This window comes from Cupriavidus gilardii (assembly GCF_008801915.1).
In the GTDB taxonomy this organism is placed as follows: Bacteria; Pseudomonadota; Gammaproteobacteria; order Burkholderiales; family Burkholderiaceae; genus Cupriavidus; species Cupriavidus gilardii.
The window spans coordinates 70318-85005 of the sequence record NZ_VZOV01000005.1 but is presented as its reverse complement, the minus strand read 5'-3'; the positions used below and the strand labels follow the sequence as shown (position 1 = coordinate 85005).

Genomic DNA, 14688 nt, shown 5'->3' with positions numbered 1-14688 from the left:
CGAAGTTGTTCTTGTGGGGTGCGCCGCGCTCAGTCGCGGTAGCTCGGATCGATCCGGTCGAGCTTGCGCAGCAGCGCCGGCCACTCCATCACGCCATAGGGGCGCCGCGTGCCGGGTTGATAGTTGTTCCAGGTGGCCTCGAGCACGTCCTGACCGACTTGCCGCAGCGGCGTGTTGCACGACATCGCACCGATCTGCGCGCGGCAGGCCAGTTCGAGCCGGTGCATCCAGTTGAAGGCCTCGCCGACGGTATTGCCGACGGTCAGCGCGCCGTGATTGCGCAGGATCAGCGCCTCGCTGTTGCCCAGGTCCTCGATCAGCGAGGCCTGCTCGGCGGTATCGAGCACCACGCCCTGGTAGTCGTGGTAGCCGATCTTCAGGAAGCGCATCGCGGTCTGCGTGATCGGCAGCAGCCCGCATTCCAGCGCCGATACCGCCATCGACGCCCAGCTGTGGGTGTGGATCACGCAGGCGACTTCGGGACGCGCCTCGTGCACGGCGCTGTGAATCACATACCCTGCTTTGTTGATGCCGTAGTTCAACGCGCCGAAATCGGGCCTGGACAGGATGTTGCCGTCGTGATCGACCTTGATCAGGCTCGATGCCGTGATCTCCTCGTACATCATGCCGTAGGCGTTGATCAGGAAGGCGTTCTCCTCGTCGGGCACGCGCACCGAGATATGGTTGGCCATCATGTCGGCCATGCCGTAGAGCTCCACCAGCCGGTAGCAGGCCGCCAGATCGACGCGGGCCTGCCATTCGGCTTCGCTGCAACGGTCGCGCATCGACGGGATGTTCAACACGCCAGGTTTGGTCATGGTCTCTCTCTCCTTGTGTTCGTTCGCCGGAATCAGTCCGACCCCAGGGCCAGATCGCTGGGCCGGCGTTTTTCGATATGCCATTTCAGCAGCGCGGCGCTGCGATAGATGCCGTGCGCGAACTTGCCATACGGCAGCGTCAGGAACAGCGCCATCACGATGCCCAGATGGACCGCCAGCAGCGCCGCCATCGCGCCGGTATCGCGCCAGGCCAGCAACGCCAGGCCGCTTGCGCTGGTCAGGAACAGCAGCGCGATGAAGCCGCGGTCCATCGGACGCTGGTCCGGATCGCCAGTGCGCGGATCGCGGCGCAGATTCAACCACAGCAGTCCGGCCGGGCCGATCAGCAGGCCGATGCCGCCCAGCGTGCCGAGCACCACCGGCAGGCTGGTATACGCATACGGCGCATGCAGGCCCAGCGCATAGTGGTAGAAGGTCGCCACCGTCGTCGCCGCAAAGCACAGCATGAAGCCGTAGAAGGTGAAATGGTGGAAGCGCCGGCGCGCCAGCGTGAAGGCGTCGTCCTCGTTGTTGCAGCCCTCGCCATGGCCGCCGTCGAGATAGCGCAGGCGCAGCGCGTCGCCGGCGGCGCCGGTGGCAGCCGCCGCGCGTGATTCTCCCGGCCGCGTGCCCGGTGAGACCTGCCGCCAGAACCGCGTCACGCCCACGCCGAGCGCGAGGATTGCGAACAGGAAGACGAGGCCGAACATCGCCGCGAGCAGGTTGTGCGGAAAGATCGCGTAGAAATTGCCGGCCATCGGCGCGTGCCACAGGCCGCCGCCCATCGCCACCGCCATCAGCAGGAACAGCGCGAGGCCCGCGGCCAGCGCCAATGACGTGGCCAGCCCGGCGCGGCGATACAAGCCGCCCAGCGCGGCCGGAAACGCGTAGTCGCCATAGGTCTGCACACGGACCTTGGCCATCGCCTGCGGAATATTGACCGCGAACTCGTGCGGCGGCGCGTACTGGCACGCATGGAAGCAGGCGCCGCAGTTGTGGCACAGGTTCGACAGATAGTGGATGTCGGCCTTGCCGAATTCCAGCCGGCGGGTCATCGCCGGGAACACCGCGCAGAAGCCCTCGCAATAGCGGCAGGCATTGCAGATCTGCAGCGTTCGCGCGACTTCGTGTTCGTCGGCGGTCAGCGGCAGCGCGGCCTGCGCCAACGCCGCCGCCTCGCGCGTCAGCGCTTCAAGATGTTGCATGTTGCTGTTCCAGAGATTCGGTACGAACCGGCGCGGCGGCGCCCCGTTGCGCGGCGGCGGCCTGCGCGGCCTGCGTGCCGGCGATGCGGCCGAACGCGGTGCCGATCGACATGCCGACGCCGGCGGTATAGCCCTTGCCGAGCACGTTGCCGGCCATCATTTCGCCGGCCACGAACAGATTGGGGCTCGGCTTGCCGCCGAAGTGCACCGCGGCCTTGTCGTCGACCTTCAGGCCGAGATAGGTAAACGTGATGCCCGGCCGCAGCGCATAGCCGTAGAACGGCGGCGTGTCGATCGGGCGGGCCCAATGCGTTTTCGCTGGCGTCAGGCCCTCGGTATGGCAGTCGTCGAGCACCGTATGGTCGAAGGTGCCGACGCGGCAGGCCGCGTTGTAGTCGCCGACGGTGCGCATGAAGGTCGCCTCGTCGAGCCCGAGCTTGCGCGCCAGCTCCGGCAGCGTGCGGGCCGTGACGCCGGGAAAGACCGGCGGCATGAAGCGCCCGATCGCCTTCGCATCGATGATCGAGTAGCCGATCTGCCCGGGCTGCTGCGCCACCAGGCGGCCCCAGATCGCATAGCGCTTGGGCCAGAAGTCCTCGCCTTCGTCGTAGAAGCGCTCGGCGTTGGCGTTGAGCACCACGCCCAGCGACACGCAGTCGATGCGCGTGCAGATGCCGCCGTCGTACAGCGGCGCCCGCGCGTCGATCGCCACGCAGTGCGATTGCGACGGATCGCCGATGGCGTCCGCGCCGGCGTCGATCATGTACTTGAGCAGCACGCCCTGATTGAAGCGCGTGCCGCGGATCAGGAAATTGTCGGCGGGCCATTCGCCCCGCTCGTTCTGGCCCCAGGCCTCGCGCAGCCACTCGCGGTTCGATTCGAAGCCGCCGGCCGCGAGCACGCAGGCGCGCGCCTGGATGCGCTCGCTGCCAATGCGAGCGGCAACGAAGCGGTCGCCGTCGAGCTCGATCGCGTCGACCGGCGCCTCGTAGCGGATCTGCACGCCGAGCCTCTCCGCGCTGCGGTAGTAGGCATTGACCAGCGCCTTGCCGCCGCCCATGAAGAAGGCATTGGTGCGCGCGACATGCAGCGCGCCCGACAGCGGCGGCTGGAAGCGGACGCCATGGCGGCGCATCCAGTCGCGGCAGTTCGACGACGCGCGGATCACCAGGCGGGCCAGGTGCTCGTCGGTGATGCCGCCGGTCACCTTCAGCAGGTCCTGCCAGTACTCCTCTTCGGGATAGGCGTCGACGAGCACGTCCTGCGGTGCGTCGTGCATGCAGCGCAGATTGCGCGTGTGCTGCGAATTGCCGCCACGCCATTCGCGCGGCGCGGCCTCGAGCAGCAGCACGGATGCGCCGGCTTCGCGCGCCATCAGCGCGGCGCACAGGGCGGCGTTGCCGCCGCCAATGACCAGGACGTCGATCATGCGGCGTCCTCGAACGAGGGCATGGGGAAGAAAGGCACGGTTCGGTCTTGTCGATGTTTGACGCGACTGTACCGATACCTTGCGGCCCTGCTAAGGCGCCGGACGGAATGGGGGCTTCACGATTCGTGAAGGGTGCGGCGGGAAGGCACTGGCGGCCGTCTCGCATCCGGGCTCGGGGGTGCGGGAGCGCCATGTACCGTCCCGGATATCCGCTGTTGGTCAGCTTTCCTCGACATTGTATTTGGCGGGACCGGACACTAAGCTCGTCGTACGCATGCATGTCGGCGCAAGCCCCGAGCGGCTTGCAACCCTCCACGACTCACCATGAAAGAGGAGTCGACGACATGAACATCCTACGGCGATGGCCCAGGATGGCGCTCGCATGCGCCATGCTTGCGGCCCTGACGGCATGCGGCGGCGGCCACGACGATGACGACGGCCCCGAAGCGGCACCGACCATCCAGCTGCTTTCCTCCTCCCCCGACCACGTGACCGGCGGCAACGCGTTGATCGATATCACCGTGCCGCGCCAGATCAAGCTGGACCGCCGCCCGCTGCGGATCGAGCTCAACGGCAACGACATCACACGGGAATTCCGTCCGCTGCTGGACGACCTTCGCCACCTGCAGGCCGTCGTGACCGGTCTGCGCGATGGCGACAATACGCTGACGGCCAAGATCGGCCGCGAAACGGCCACGCTGAAGATGACCAACTACCCGATCACCGGGCCGGTGATTTCGGGGCCGTGGCAAACGCCGTTTATCTGCCAGACCGAAAGCTTCGTGCTGCCGGACGGCTCGCGCCTCGGTCCGCCGCTCGATGCCAATTGCAGCGTGGCCACGCGCGTGCATTACCTCTACCAGAAGAACACCGGCGGCGCGCTGGTGCCGATGCCGAGCACGACGTCGCTGCCCGCCGATGTCGCCAGCACGACCACGCTGGATGGCCAGACCGTGCCGTTCGTGGTACGCGTGGAAACCGGCACGGTCAATCGCGGCATCTATCAGAACGCGGTGCTGCACGATCCCACCAGGGAGCCGGCCCCCACCCCGCTGAAACCGCCGAAGGCGTGGAACAAGCGGCTGATCGCGGTCGAGGGCTTCGGCTGTCCCGGCGGCTGGTACATCCAGGGCGCGGCGCAGGGCAATATTTCGGTGGCCGGCTTCGACTTCACGCTGCTCAATGTCAGGCGGCTCGGCGAGGGCTACGCCACGTTCGCCAATACGCTGCAGCACGCGTCGAACAACTGCAACGCGGTGCTGGCCAGCGAGGCGGCGATGATGTCCAAGGAGGCCGTGATCGAGACCTTCGGCGTGCCGGTCTTTACCGTCAGCGCCGGCTGCTCGGGTGGGTCCTACGGCAGCTCGCAGCCCGCCGACCGCATTCCCGGCCTGTTCGACGGCGTGCTGATCGCCTGTACCTTCCCCGACCCGCTGTCGATCGCGCTGTCGGGCTCGGATGGTCACCTGATCACGCATTACCTGATGGGCAATCCGAACGCGCTGACGGATGCGCAGATCGCCGCGGTCACCGGCTACAAGAGCCGCAAGGCCTTCGAGGATGCCGCCAATCAGGCCGGACGTACCGATCCGGTGCCGGCACGGCAGGACTTCCCCGGCTACAACTCGGGCGTCTTCAATCCCGCCGTGCCGCAGGAGCTGCGCTATCACCCGGTCAATAACCCGACCGGTGCGCGCCCGACCGTCTACGACGCCGCCAGGAATATCTACGGCATCGACAAGGCCACCGGCTTCGCGCTGCGTCCGTTCGACAATGTCGGCGTGCAATACGGGCTGGCGGCGCTGAACGGCGGCGCGATCACCGTCGATCAGTTCCTCGACCTGAACGAGAAGGTGGGCGGCTACGACCAGGATGCGAACTACGTTCCGGCCCGCTCGCTCGGCGATCTCGGCGCGATCCTGCGCGCACAGCAATCCGGCCTGCAACTGGGCGGCAACGGCGGCCTGGCCACGATTCCCGTGTTCGACGTGACCGGGACCTATAACGAGGACACGGCCTACCACTACCAGTGGTTCCATTTCGCGCAGCGCGAACGGATGCTGAAGGCCAACGGCGATACCGCCAACCACGTGATGTGGCGCGGCAACCCGGTGCCGGCCGATAACGCGTGGGACACCTTCATCCGCTGGGTCGCGGCCTACAAGGACGACAAGTCGCCGGCCTCGCAGAAGCAACGGGTGGTCGCTCACAAGCCCCAGAACGCAGTCGACGGCTGCTGGCGGTCCCAGACCGATTTCGTCGCCGAGCCGCAGACCTTGAGCAGCACGCCGGACACGACCTGCAATTCGCTGTTCCCATCGTGGACCGCGCCCCGCATCGCCGCCGGCGGCCCGGTCTCGGCCGACGTGATGAAATGCGCGTTGAAGCCCGTCAATCCCGCCGACTACAGCGTGCCGCTCACGCCCGACCAGCTGAACCGTCTGCGCGCGATCTTCCCGACCGGCGTCTGCGACTGGACCAAGCCTGGGGTCAACCAGACGGGCGTGGTGCCGAACGGATCGTTCGGCCCGTCGCCGGTGAATCTGGTGTTCGATATGACGAAGTCGTAGGGCTGGCGGACGGCTTGTGGCTCTTGTGGGTCCTTTCGATGGTGAAATGAGGCACGGGGTGCTATCGTCGGCACCTGGCATCCCGTGCCCTAACTCGACACTGTTGGAAGGAGACAACCTTGAAGCCACGCATCACGTGCCTGGCGGCGATTGCCTTGATGGCGACCGCCGCCGCGGCACACGCCGCCTACCCTGAACGCCCGATCAAGCTGATCGTGCCCTTTCCGCCCGGTCAGGCGACCGACATCTTTGCGCGGGCGCTCGGCGAGCGGCTCGGCAAGCAGCTTGGGCAGTCGGTGGTGGTGGAAAACCGTGCGGGCGCCGGCAGCAATATCGGCATGGAACTGGCTGCTCGCGCCGCGCCCGACGGCTATACGCTGGTGATGGCCGGCAGCGCGATGGCAATCAACCAGACGCTGTACGCGTCGATCGGCTACGATCCGCGCCGCGATTTCCAGGCGATTTCGGGCGTGTTCTCGGTGCCGCTGGTGTTCCTGTCGACGCCCGCGTCGGGCATCACGTCGCTGCGCGATCTGGTCGGCAAGGCCAAGGCGGCGCCGGGCAAGCTCAGCTACGCGAGCGCCGGCATCGGCGGCACGCAGCATCTGTCCGCCGAGATGCTGAAGGCGCGCGCCGGCATCTTCATGGTCCATATCCCGTACAAGGGTAGCGGCCCCGCGCAGGCGGACTTCCTCGGCAACCAGATTCCGGTGATGGTCGACTCGATCACCGCGGCCTTGCCGCTGATCCAGTCGAAGAAGGCCGTGCCGCTGGCCGTGACCGCGGGCAAGCGCGTGCCGCAGCTGCCGAACGTGCCGACCGTGCAGGAGCAAGGCGTGCCCGACTTCGAGGCACTGGGTTGGGCGGTGCTGATGGCGCCGGCCGGCACGCCGCCGGCCATCGTGTCGCAGCTCAATGCGGAAACGGTGAAGGCGCTGCAATCGCCGGAGCTGCAGAAGTTCATCGTCGACCGCGGCTCGGAGCCGATGCCGATGTCGCCGGAGCAGACCGCGCGGTTTGTCGACAGCGAGATCCGCAAATGGTCGACGGTGGTCAAGCGTTCCGGCGCGAAGGTCGACTGAGCCTGCCCGTCGCCACTACGAACGCGGCGCCGGCGGCCGCTGAAGCCACCGAGTCCCCGCCTTCGCGGGGACGACGGTGAACCGTCGGCGCCGTACCCCCGTTACGCTCAGGCCGCGGTCAGAAAATCGACGACCGCCTGCGTGAAGCGCTCCACCTGCTGCAGATTCGACAGGTGGGCCGCCTCCAGTTCGACATAGGACGCGCCCGGAATCGTCTCGGCCATATAGCGGCCATCGGCCGGCGGCGTCGGAATATCGCCGGAGCCTGCGATCACCAGCGTCGGCACCGCGATCCGATGGATCTCGGCGCGCAGGTCGTTGTCGCGGATCGCGCGGCAATTGGCGGCATAGCCCGCCGCGTCCGTCGCGCTCAGCATGGCGCGCAATTGCTGCACCAGCTCCGGATGCGCGGCGGCGAAGTCCGGGGTCAGCCACCGGTCGACGACCGCGGCCGCGATCGATCCCACGCCATCGCGCTCGACCGCCGCGGCGCGGTTGGTCCAGTTCTCCGGCGGGCCGATGTAGGCCGCGGTATTGCACAGCACCAGCTTGCCGAGCCGCTTCGCGTGGTTCAGGCCCAGCCACATGCCCGTGATGCCCCCCATCGACAGCCCACAGAAATGCGCGCGCTCGATGCGCAGCGCATCGAGCAGCGCGATCACGTCGCCACCGAGCTGGGCGACCGTATAGGGGCCGGCAGGCACCGACGAGCGGCCGTGGCCGCGCGTGTCGTAGCGCAGCACGCGGAAATGCTGCGTGAAGGCCGCGATCTGCGGCTGCCACATATCGAAGTTGGTGCCCAGCGAATTGGACAGCACGAGCACCGGCAGGCTCGGGTCGCCATCGAGCTGGTAGTGGAGGCGGACGTCGGAAAGGTCGGCGAAGGGCATGGCGGAAGCGGTTCTCAGCGGTTGACGGCGGTACTCAGCGATCCTCGCCGGTACCGGGTAGTGCTCGGCAGTACTCGGGACGAGGATCGATCGATGCCCCGCGCGGCGCGGCATGCGCCGCGCGGAGCGGCACAGGCATCAATTCTGCGCGATCGCGGAACCGTGCTGCGCCAGCGGCGTGACCTTCATCTCCATGAACGGATACAGCGGCAGCGAGGTCAGCAGCGTGTGCAGCTCGTCGTTGTCCTTGACGTCGAAGATGCTGACGTTGGCGTACTGGCCCACCACGCGCCACAGGTGGCGCCACTTGCCTTCGCGCTGCAGCTGTTGCGACAGCGCCTTCTCGTCGGCCTTGAGCTTTTCGACGGCTTGCGGGTCGGCAGATTGGGGAATGCGGACGGTCATTTCAACCATGAACAGCATGGCGATCTCCTTGTTGTGGCAGTACGGTGAATGGGGTAAGCGAGGTCATACCGTGGCGATCGGCGTCACGGGCGAGCCCATCGCGCCGGGCAGGCGCAACGGCGGCGCAGTCAGGAAAAAGCGCGAGCGCCGCTCGGCGCGCAGGCAGGCGGCAAGCTCGCGCAGATACCACAGCTCGCCCAGCGGCAGGCCGAGCTTGAACAGGCAGTGATGATGCAGCGGCAGCATCGGCACCGCCCGCTGCCCCGGCTCCGGCGGCCGTGCCGGGAAGCGTTCGACCGCGTAGTTGTCGGCGGCCAGCGCGGCGATGCCCGCCTCGGTGATCCATTGCAGCAGCCGCTCGTCGCGGCCGTCGAGCGCGCAGCAGCTGTGATGCAGCGCATGCGCATCGGGCCTGCCGCCCATCTCCAGCACCATCTCGGCGAAGCCGGTGCGCAGCACCAGGATGTCGCCGGTCTCGACGGCGACCCGATCGGCGTCCATCACGCGCATCAGGTCGTCGTAGCCGACGGTGCGGAACTCGCGGCCGAAGTGCTCGGCCAGATCGACCAGCACGCCGCGGCCCTGCACACCATGTACGGCCAGTGTCTCGATGCCGAGCGCGTCGGCGTGGCTGTGGTCATGTCCGCACGGATGCGCGGCGAAATCGTCGGCCTCGGCATAGTCCACCGGTCCGACGATCTCGGCGTTGGGCCGGAAGCCGTTGTAGTAGACGCGTTCGGCCACGCCGTCGCCGTCGGCATCGAACAGCGCGCCGACATGGGCCAGTGAATCCCATTGCGTCGAATACTGCAAGGACAGCAGCACCTGGTCGTCGCTGAGCACGTCGAGCGCATTGGCGTCGACCTTGGCCAGCGGGAAATTGACGTAGGGAATGTCGTCGCGATAGGTTGGCCGCAGCACCGGCGGATGCCGGCGCACGTTCAGCGCATTGCCGCCCGGCAGATCGAGGGGCAGCGACAGGCAGAACGTGCGGCCGCTGCGAATCTCCTGCGCGGCGGCGCGGACCTTGTCCGCGGTGATCAGATTCAGACGGCCGAGCTGGTCGTCCGGGCCGAAATCGCCCCAGTTGGAGCCTTCCGGTCGTTGTTTCCATCGCATCGGGGATAGCCTCCGGCACGGACGCGCCGCGGTGCCAGCGCCGATGCGCCGGCCCGCGCGGTCCGATCGATCGGGATGTCAGAGACAGCAGACGCCGTCGAGATAGGCCTTGCGCCAGCGCGTGATCCGCACTTCGGCGAACAGGCCCGCCTTGTGGAACGGATCGGCCTCGATCAGCGCCTGCGCGGCCTCGCGGCTATCGACATCGACGATATAGACACCGCCGCCGGCATCGCTGCCATCGTCGTTCAGCTTGGCGCCGCAGGCGAGCAGCAGCGACTTGTTGGCTTCGAGAAAGTCCAGATGCGCCGGCCGCTGGGCCTTGCGCACGTGCTGGTGGTCGGGCTTGTCGAACGTCTCGATGATGTACGGCATGGTGTCTCCTGTGTTGTTGTCGGGAAAGCGTTGATCGATGATCAACCGGGGATCGTCAGATCTGCGCGCCCCACGCCAGCAGGGCGACGATGTAGATCAGGCCGACCCAGAACATCATGATCACGGTGTAGCCCATCACGTCCTTGAGCTTCAGCTTCGACAGCGCCAGCGCCGGCAGAATCCAGAACGGCTGCACCAGGTCGTTCCAGGCGTTGCCCAGCATCACCGACATCGAGGTCTGCGCGACCGAACTGCCGATGGCCTTGGCCGCATCGATCATGAACGGACCCTGGATGACCCAGTGCCCGCCGCCCGACGGCGCGAAGAAGTTGATGAAGAACGAGCTGACCAGGCCCCAGAACGGCAGCGTCTGCGGCGTCGCGATATCGACGAACACGCGCGAGATCGTGTCGACCAGGCCCGATCCGGCCATCACCGCCATGATGCCGGCATAGAACGGATACTGCAGGATGATGCCCGAAATCGTCTTGATGCCCTCGTTCAGCCTGGCCACGTAGTTGGCCGGCGTGCCGAGCAGCAGCACGCCGATGAACAGGATCAGGAAGTTGATCAGATTCAGGTCCAGCGTGCCGCCCTGCGTGAAATACAGCCCCGCATAAGCCAGCCCGCAGACACCGATCACCAGGCTCAGCAGCCGGCTGTTGTTCATCCGCGTGGCCAGCGTGTTCTCCAGCCCCATGCTGTGGCCGCCGGCTGCGCCGCCCTGCTCCCCGCGCGTTTCGGCTTCGACGTTGATTTCGGTGACGTCCTTGGGGTCGCGCGGGTGCAGCATCGCGTTGAGCAGCGGCAGCGTGATGATCACCGCCAGGCTGGTCAGCAGCATCGGCGTCGAGAAGATCGTGTCCTTCAGCGCGATCACGCCCATCAGCTTTTCCATCGGATGGCCCGGCGTGGAGATCAGCACCGGAATGCTGGCCGACAGGCCGAGGCCGTACAGCGTGAAGCCGCTGTACGCCGCCGCGATGATCAGCGGATAGTGGACGCCCTTGACCTTCAACGCGAGCTTGCGCGCGACGATGCCGCCGATCACCAGCCCGAAGCCCCAGTTCAGGTAGCTGCCGATGCCGCCGACCAGCGTGGCGACGATCACCGCGCCGCGCGGCGTGGCCACGCGTTCGACGATGCGATCGAGAAAACGGTCGACCAGCGGCGCCGTGGCCAGCACGTAGCCCATCGCCAGGATCACCGCCATCTGCGTGGTGAACGCCAGCAGGTTCCAGAAGCCCTTGCCCCATTCGAGGATCACCGCCGGCGCGGCCTGTCCTTGCACCAGCATGGCCATCGCCATGCTGAGCAGCGTCAGTCCGATGGCGAAAACGAAGGGGTCCGGCAAATACCGGCGCATCAGTTCGGTAAAGAACCCGGCGACCTTGCTCAAGATCTGTCTCCCAAAAACATGCCCAATGGCATCTCGAATTGCCGCATTTCGAACTAACGTTCTACATACGAACACATTGGCTATAGGGAGGCGATCGTAGAGGCGTGTTTGCGCAAGGTCAAGTCAATGAATGGGCTTATTGAATCGGATTCCGCAATAACGCGGCCATCACAGATCCGCTGCGTCATTGCTGCGATGCAGAATAAAAACGCGGTGCCCGGCGCCCCGGCCATGCCCATTTGAAAGCCCACGCTTGCCGCGCTGCAGCAGGCCCGACCACGAAACGGAATTCGTTGCGGCCTATCGCAACCCCAGCATTCGTTCGATATCGAGCATCAACGCCCGCAACTGCGGCCCGGCCTGCTTCTCGATCGCCGCGAAGCTGCCCTGCCCGACCGGCACGCCGCAGTTCAGCACGAACAGCTGCGAGCCGACCGGCTGGCACATCGGCACCGCGAAGCCGTAGACTTCGGGCCGCCATTCGGCGCGGTTCGAGCAGTACCCTTGCCGCTCCAGATCGCGGCGAGCGTCCGCCAGCCGCGGTTGGGCGTAGGCAAAGGCTTTCGGATCCTGCAGCCGCAGCCGGTTGAGCACCGCATCGCGTTCGTTCGCCGGCGCGCGGCACAGCCAGGCGCGGCCGATGGCGGTGGTCAGCATCGGCAGCGCGGCGCCGATCTCCGGCGTCACGATCAGGCTGTCTGTCGAGCGCGCGGTCTCGACATAGATCATCTGCGTGCGGTCGCGGATGCCCAGCGACACGGCGCCGCACAGCCGGTCGGCCAGCGCCTTCATCATTGGCCGCGCCAGCTGACGCAGATGCATGCTGGCCAGCAGCGGATAACCCATCGACAGCACCGCCGCACCGAGCCGGTATTTGCGCAGCACGGTGTCGTGGCGCAGATAGCCCAGCGCCGTCAGCGTATGCGTCAAGCGGGCCACGGTGGTCTTCGACAGCCCGGTACGCTCGGCGAAATCGCGATTGCCGAGCATCGCATCGCCGCTGTCGAAGGCCAGCAGGATGTCGACGCCGTTGGCCAGCGTCGTGGCGAACTGCCGGTCCTTGTCGGCCGGCTCGCTCGAACGCGGCCGAGACTGGGCGGTGCTGGCCCGGGAACCAGGGCGCGAACCGGGATGTGAACCGGAGCGCGAGTCGGCGCGCGAGTCGGCGCGCGAGTCGGCGCGCGAGTCGGAGCGCGAGTCGGAACGCGTCATCGGCTCTTCCTCAATGCGGCCTCGACCTTGCCCACCATCTTCAGCAAGCGCGGCCCCATCTGCCGCTCGAGCTTGCGCGGCGTCATCCGCCCGCCCAACACGCCGCAGTTGAACACCATGACCTCGCCATCGATACGCGTCGGCAGCGGCGCCGCCACCGCGTGAATATCGCTCTGCCATTCGCCGCGTGAGGTGCAGAAACCGAACTCGGCGATCTCCTGCCGTGCGTGTTCGAGCGAAGGCGCCTGACGCCGGAACTGCGCCGGGTCGGCCTTGCGCAATGCCGTCAGTACCGGTCCGCTCTCGTGCGGTGATACATGGCACAGCCAGGCTCGGCCGATCGCCGTGAGCAGCATCGGCAGCGTCGCACCGATATCCGGCCGAAACGCCAGCGCATCGTGGCCGCGGCTCGTCTCGACATAGACCATCTGCGTGCGGTCGCGCAGGCCCAGCGACACGGATCCATCGATCTCGTCGGCCAGCTGCTTCATCAGCGGCCGCGCCAATTGGCGGACGCGAAGCGTGGCCAGCAGCGGGTAGCCCAGTGCCAGCGTGGTCGATCCGAGCCGGTAGCGGCGCAGTTGCGCGTCATAGCGCAGCAGGCCGCGTGCGGCCAGCGTGTAGGTCAGCCGGCTGACCGTCGCCGGCGACAGGCCGGTGCGCTCGGCCAGTTCCTTGTTGCTGAGCACGCTGTCGCCAATGCCGAAGCACTGCAGCAGCGACAGCCCGTGCGCGAGCGTAGTGGCGAACGCTGGATCGGGATGATGGGGGCGAGAGGCCATTGGAGGCGGCGGTTCGAGATGCATGAAAGCCAGAGGCGGCACGCCGCGCGCAGCGCCTCGCTGGCATCGATCATAACGCGCCCGGCCGCCGTCACGGCGCCCGCTTGTTCAAGATAGCGAAACAACGATCCACTATTTCGCCCGCCATTGCTACGCTGCCTCTCCATCCGATGCCGATCCACGGGCATGTCCCGCGGTCCACCGCCAACCGAAACAGGAAGCCGTAGCGATGATCCGAGACCCCGACACCTATCCCGCATTCCTGGCGCAACTGCGCCGCTTCGTGCAGCAGCGCCTGGTGCCGCGCGAGGCCGAGGTGGCATCGCGCGACGAAGTGCCGGCCGACCTGGTCGAAGAGATGGCCGACATCGGGCTGTTCGGCTTTTCGATTCCGGAGGCCTATGGCGGCGCCGGCATGACGACCGAGGAGCTGGTGCTGGCCGCGATCGAACTGTCGCAATGCTCGGTGGCCTTCCGCGCGCGTGTCGGTACCAATACCGGCATCGGCTCGGAAGCGCTGGTCGCCGACGGCACGCCCGAGCAGAAGCAGCGCTATCTGCCGCGCCTGGCCAGCGGCGAGATCACCGGCTCGTTCGCGCTGACCGAGCCCGAGGCCGGGTCGGACGCGACGGCGCTGACCACGTCGGCGCGCCGCGAGGGCGACCACTATGTGATCAACGGCACCAAATGCTTCATCACCAATGCGCCGATCGCGGGCCTGTTCACGGTGATGGCGCGCACCGATCCCGATACCACCGGCGCCTCCGGCATCTCGGCCTTCCTGGTCGAGCGCGATACGCCTGGCCTGAGCACCGGGCCGGCCTACCGCAAGATGGGCCAGGAAGGCTCGCCGGTGTCCGAGGTGCATTTCGAGAATTGCCGCGTGCCAGCCGCGAATCTGATCGGCGGGGTCGAAGGACAGGGCTTCCGTACGGCGATGAAGGTGCTGAACAAGCAGCGCATTCATCTGTCGGCGCTGTGCATCGGCCCGGCCATCCGCATGCTCGACGATGCGATCCGCTTCGTCAGCACGCGCAAGCAGTTCGGCGAACCCTTGTCGAGCTTCCAGCTGGTGCAGGCGATGATCGCCGACTGCCAGACCGAGATCCACGCGGCCCGCGCGCTGGTGCTCGAGACTGCGCGCCAGCGCGACCGCGGCGAGGACGTGACGATGCAGGCATCGATCTGCAAGTACTTCGCCTCGGAGATGTGCGGGCGCGTTGCCGACCGCTGCGTGCAGATGTTCGGCGGCTACGGCTATATCGCCGACTACGGCATCGAACGCTTCTATCGCGACGTGCGGCTGTTCCGCCTGTACGAGGGCACCAGCCAGATCCACCAGCTCAATATCGCCAAGCGCACGCTGGCGCAGGCCGGCGCCTGACCTTCGCGCCGCAGCCGA

The 14688-nt window shown here is 66.9% G+C and carries 13 protein-coding genes; 3 read left to right on the top strand and 10 right to left on the bottom strand.

Annotated elements, in window-relative coordinates; genetic code table 11:
• Window positions 1-29 precede the first annotated feature (29 nt).
• Genes F7Q96_RS08970 through tcuA form a run of 3 tightly spaced genes read right to left on the bottom strand, consistent with a single transcriptional unit; the run spans window position 30 to window position 3452 of the window.
• On the bottom strand, window positions 30-818 hold the full coding sequence (locus tag F7Q96_RS08970) for a class II aldolase/adducin family protein (RefSeq protein ID WP_053823775.1): 789 nt from the start codon (window positions 816-818) through the stop codon (window positions 30-32).
• 32 nt (window positions 819-850) lie between these two features.
• The gene (gene tcuB, locus F7Q96_RS08965; RefSeq protein ID WP_053823774.1) at window positions 851-2023 is read right to left on the bottom strand and encodes a tricarballylate utilization 4Fe-4S protein TcuB; all 1173 of its coding nucleotides are present in this window, start codon (window positions 2021-2023) and stop codon (window positions 851-853) included.
• Window positions 2010-3452, bottom strand: a complete 1443-nt coding sequence (gene tcuA, locus F7Q96_RS08960) for an FAD-dependent tricarballylate dehydrogenase TcuA (protein ID WP_053823773.1) — start codon at window positions 3450-3452, stop codon at window positions 2010-2012. Before tcuA ends, tcuB begins: the two co-directional genes overlap by 14 nt.
• Before the next feature lie 389 nt (window positions 3453-3841).
• Here tcuA and F7Q96_RS08955 point away from each other — a divergent pair, with 389 nt between their 5' ends.
• Together F7Q96_RS08955 and F7Q96_RS08950 are read left to right on the top strand one after the other, a co-directional pair.
• Window positions 3842-6022, top strand: coding sequence for a DUF6351 family protein (locus F7Q96_RS08955; RefSeq protein ID WP_144425940.1), 2181 nt, complete (start codon window positions 3842-3844; stop codon window positions 6020-6022).
• A 158-nt stretch (window positions 6023-6180) separates the two neighbouring features.
• Entirely contained in the window at window positions 6181-7104 is a 924-nt protein-coding gene (locus F7Q96_RS08950) for a tripartite tricarboxylate transporter substrate binding protein (protein WP_170265857.1), read from the top strand.
• A gap of 107 nt (window positions 7105-7211) precedes the next feature.
• On the opposite strand, the gene pcaD is transcribed toward F7Q96_RS08950, so the two are convergent.
• From pcaD to F7Q96_RS08915, 7 genes are all read right to left on the bottom strand, one after another.
• On the bottom strand, window positions 7212-7994 hold the full coding sequence (pcaD, locus tag F7Q96_RS08945; protein WP_006576473.1) for a 3-oxoadipate enol-lactonase: 783 nt from the start codon (window positions 7992-7994) through the stop codon (window positions 7212-7214).
• A gap of 138 nt (window positions 7995-8132) precedes the next feature.
• A complete protein-coding gene (gene catC, locus F7Q96_RS08940; protein WP_006576472.1) occupies window positions 8133-8417 on the bottom strand; it encodes a muconolactone Delta-isomerase in 285 nt (94 codons plus the stop codon).
• 45 nt (window positions 8418-8462) lie between these two features.
• Window positions 8463-9518, bottom strand: coding sequence for a cyclase family protein (locus tag F7Q96_RS08935; RefSeq protein ID WP_053823770.1), 1056 nt, complete (start codon window positions 9516-9518; stop codon window positions 8463-8465).
• Between the two features lie 78 nt (window positions 9519-9596).
• Window positions 9597-9893 carry a YciI family protein gene (locus F7Q96_RS08930; RefSeq protein WP_053824597.1) on the bottom strand — a complete coding sequence of 99 codons (297 nt, stop codon included), beginning with the start codon at window positions 9891-9893 and terminating at the stop codon, window positions 9597-9599.
• A 55-nt stretch (window positions 9894-9948) separates the two neighbouring features.
• Window positions 9949-11292, bottom strand: coding sequence for a short-chain fatty acid transporter (locus tag F7Q96_RS08925; protein WP_053823769.1), 1344 nt, complete (start codon window positions 11290-11292; stop codon window positions 9949-9951).
• A 300-nt stretch (window positions 11293-11592) separates the two neighbouring features.
• The gene (locus F7Q96_RS08920) at window positions 11593-12504 is read right to left on the bottom strand and encodes an IclR family transcriptional regulator (RefSeq protein ID WP_226995058.1); all 912 of its coding nucleotides are present in this window, start codon (window positions 12502-12504) and stop codon (window positions 11593-11595) included.
• Window positions 12501-13286 carry an IclR family transcriptional regulator gene (locus F7Q96_RS08915; protein ID WP_053823768.1) on the bottom strand — a complete coding sequence of 262 codons (786 nt, stop codon included), beginning with the start codon at window positions 13284-13286 and terminating at the stop codon, window positions 12501-12503. Before F7Q96_RS08915 ends, F7Q96_RS08920 begins: the two co-directional genes overlap by 4 nt.
• A 229-nt stretch (window positions 13287-13515) precedes the next feature.
• Between F7Q96_RS08915 and F7Q96_RS08910 the strand changes: the two genes are divergently transcribed.
• A complete protein-coding gene (locus F7Q96_RS08910) occupies window positions 13516-14670 on the top strand; it encodes an acyl-CoA dehydrogenase family protein (RefSeq protein ID WP_053823767.1) in 1155 nt (384 codons plus the stop codon).
• Window positions 14671-14688: the final 18 nt, after the last annotated feature.

Coding starts and splice junctions, on each gene's coding strand:
- F7Q96_RS08970 (WP_053823775.1), bottom strand. CDS start 818: ATGACCAAACCTGGCGTGTTGAACATCCCGTCGATGCGCGACCGTTGC.
- tcuB (WP_053823774.1), bottom strand. CDS start 2,023: ATGCAACATCTTGAAGCGCTGACGCGCGAGGCGGCGGCGTTGGCGCAG.
- tcuA (WP_053823773.1), bottom strand. CDS start 3,452: ATGATCGACGTCCTGGTCATTGGCGGCGGCAACGCCGCCCTGTGCGCC.
- F7Q96_RS08955 (WP_144425940.1), top strand. CDS start 3,842: ATGCTTGCGGCCCTGACGGCATGCGGCGGCGGCCACGACGATGACGAC.
- F7Q96_RS08950 (WP_170265857.1), top strand. CDS start 6,181: ATGGCGACCGCCGCCGCGGCACACGCCGCCTACCCTGAACGCCCGATC.
- pcaD (WP_006576473.1), bottom strand. CDS start 7,994: ATGCCCTTCGCCGACCTTTCCGACGTCCGCCTCCACTACCAGCTCGAT.
- catC (WP_006576472.1), bottom strand. CDS start 8,417: ATGCTGTTCATGGTTGAAATGACCGTCCGCATTCCCCAATCTGCCGAC.
- F7Q96_RS08935 (WP_053823770.1), bottom strand. CDS start 9,518: ATGCGATGGAAACAACGACCGGAAGGCTCCAACTGGGGCGATTTCGGC.
- F7Q96_RS08930 (WP_053824597.1), bottom strand. CDS start 9,893: ATGCCGTACATCATCGAGACGTTCGACAAGCCCGACCACCAGCACGTG.
- F7Q96_RS08920 (WP_226995058.1), bottom strand. CDS start 12,504: ATGACGCGTTCCGACTCGCGCTCCGACTCGCGCGCCGACTCGCGCGCC.
- F7Q96_RS08915 (WP_053823768.1), bottom strand. CDS start 13,286: ATGGCCTCTCGCCCCCATCATCCCGATCCAGCGTTCGCCACTACGCTC.
- F7Q96_RS08910 (WP_053823767.1), top strand. CDS start 13,516: ATGATCCGAGACCCCGACACCTATCCCGCATTCCTGGCGCAACTGCGC.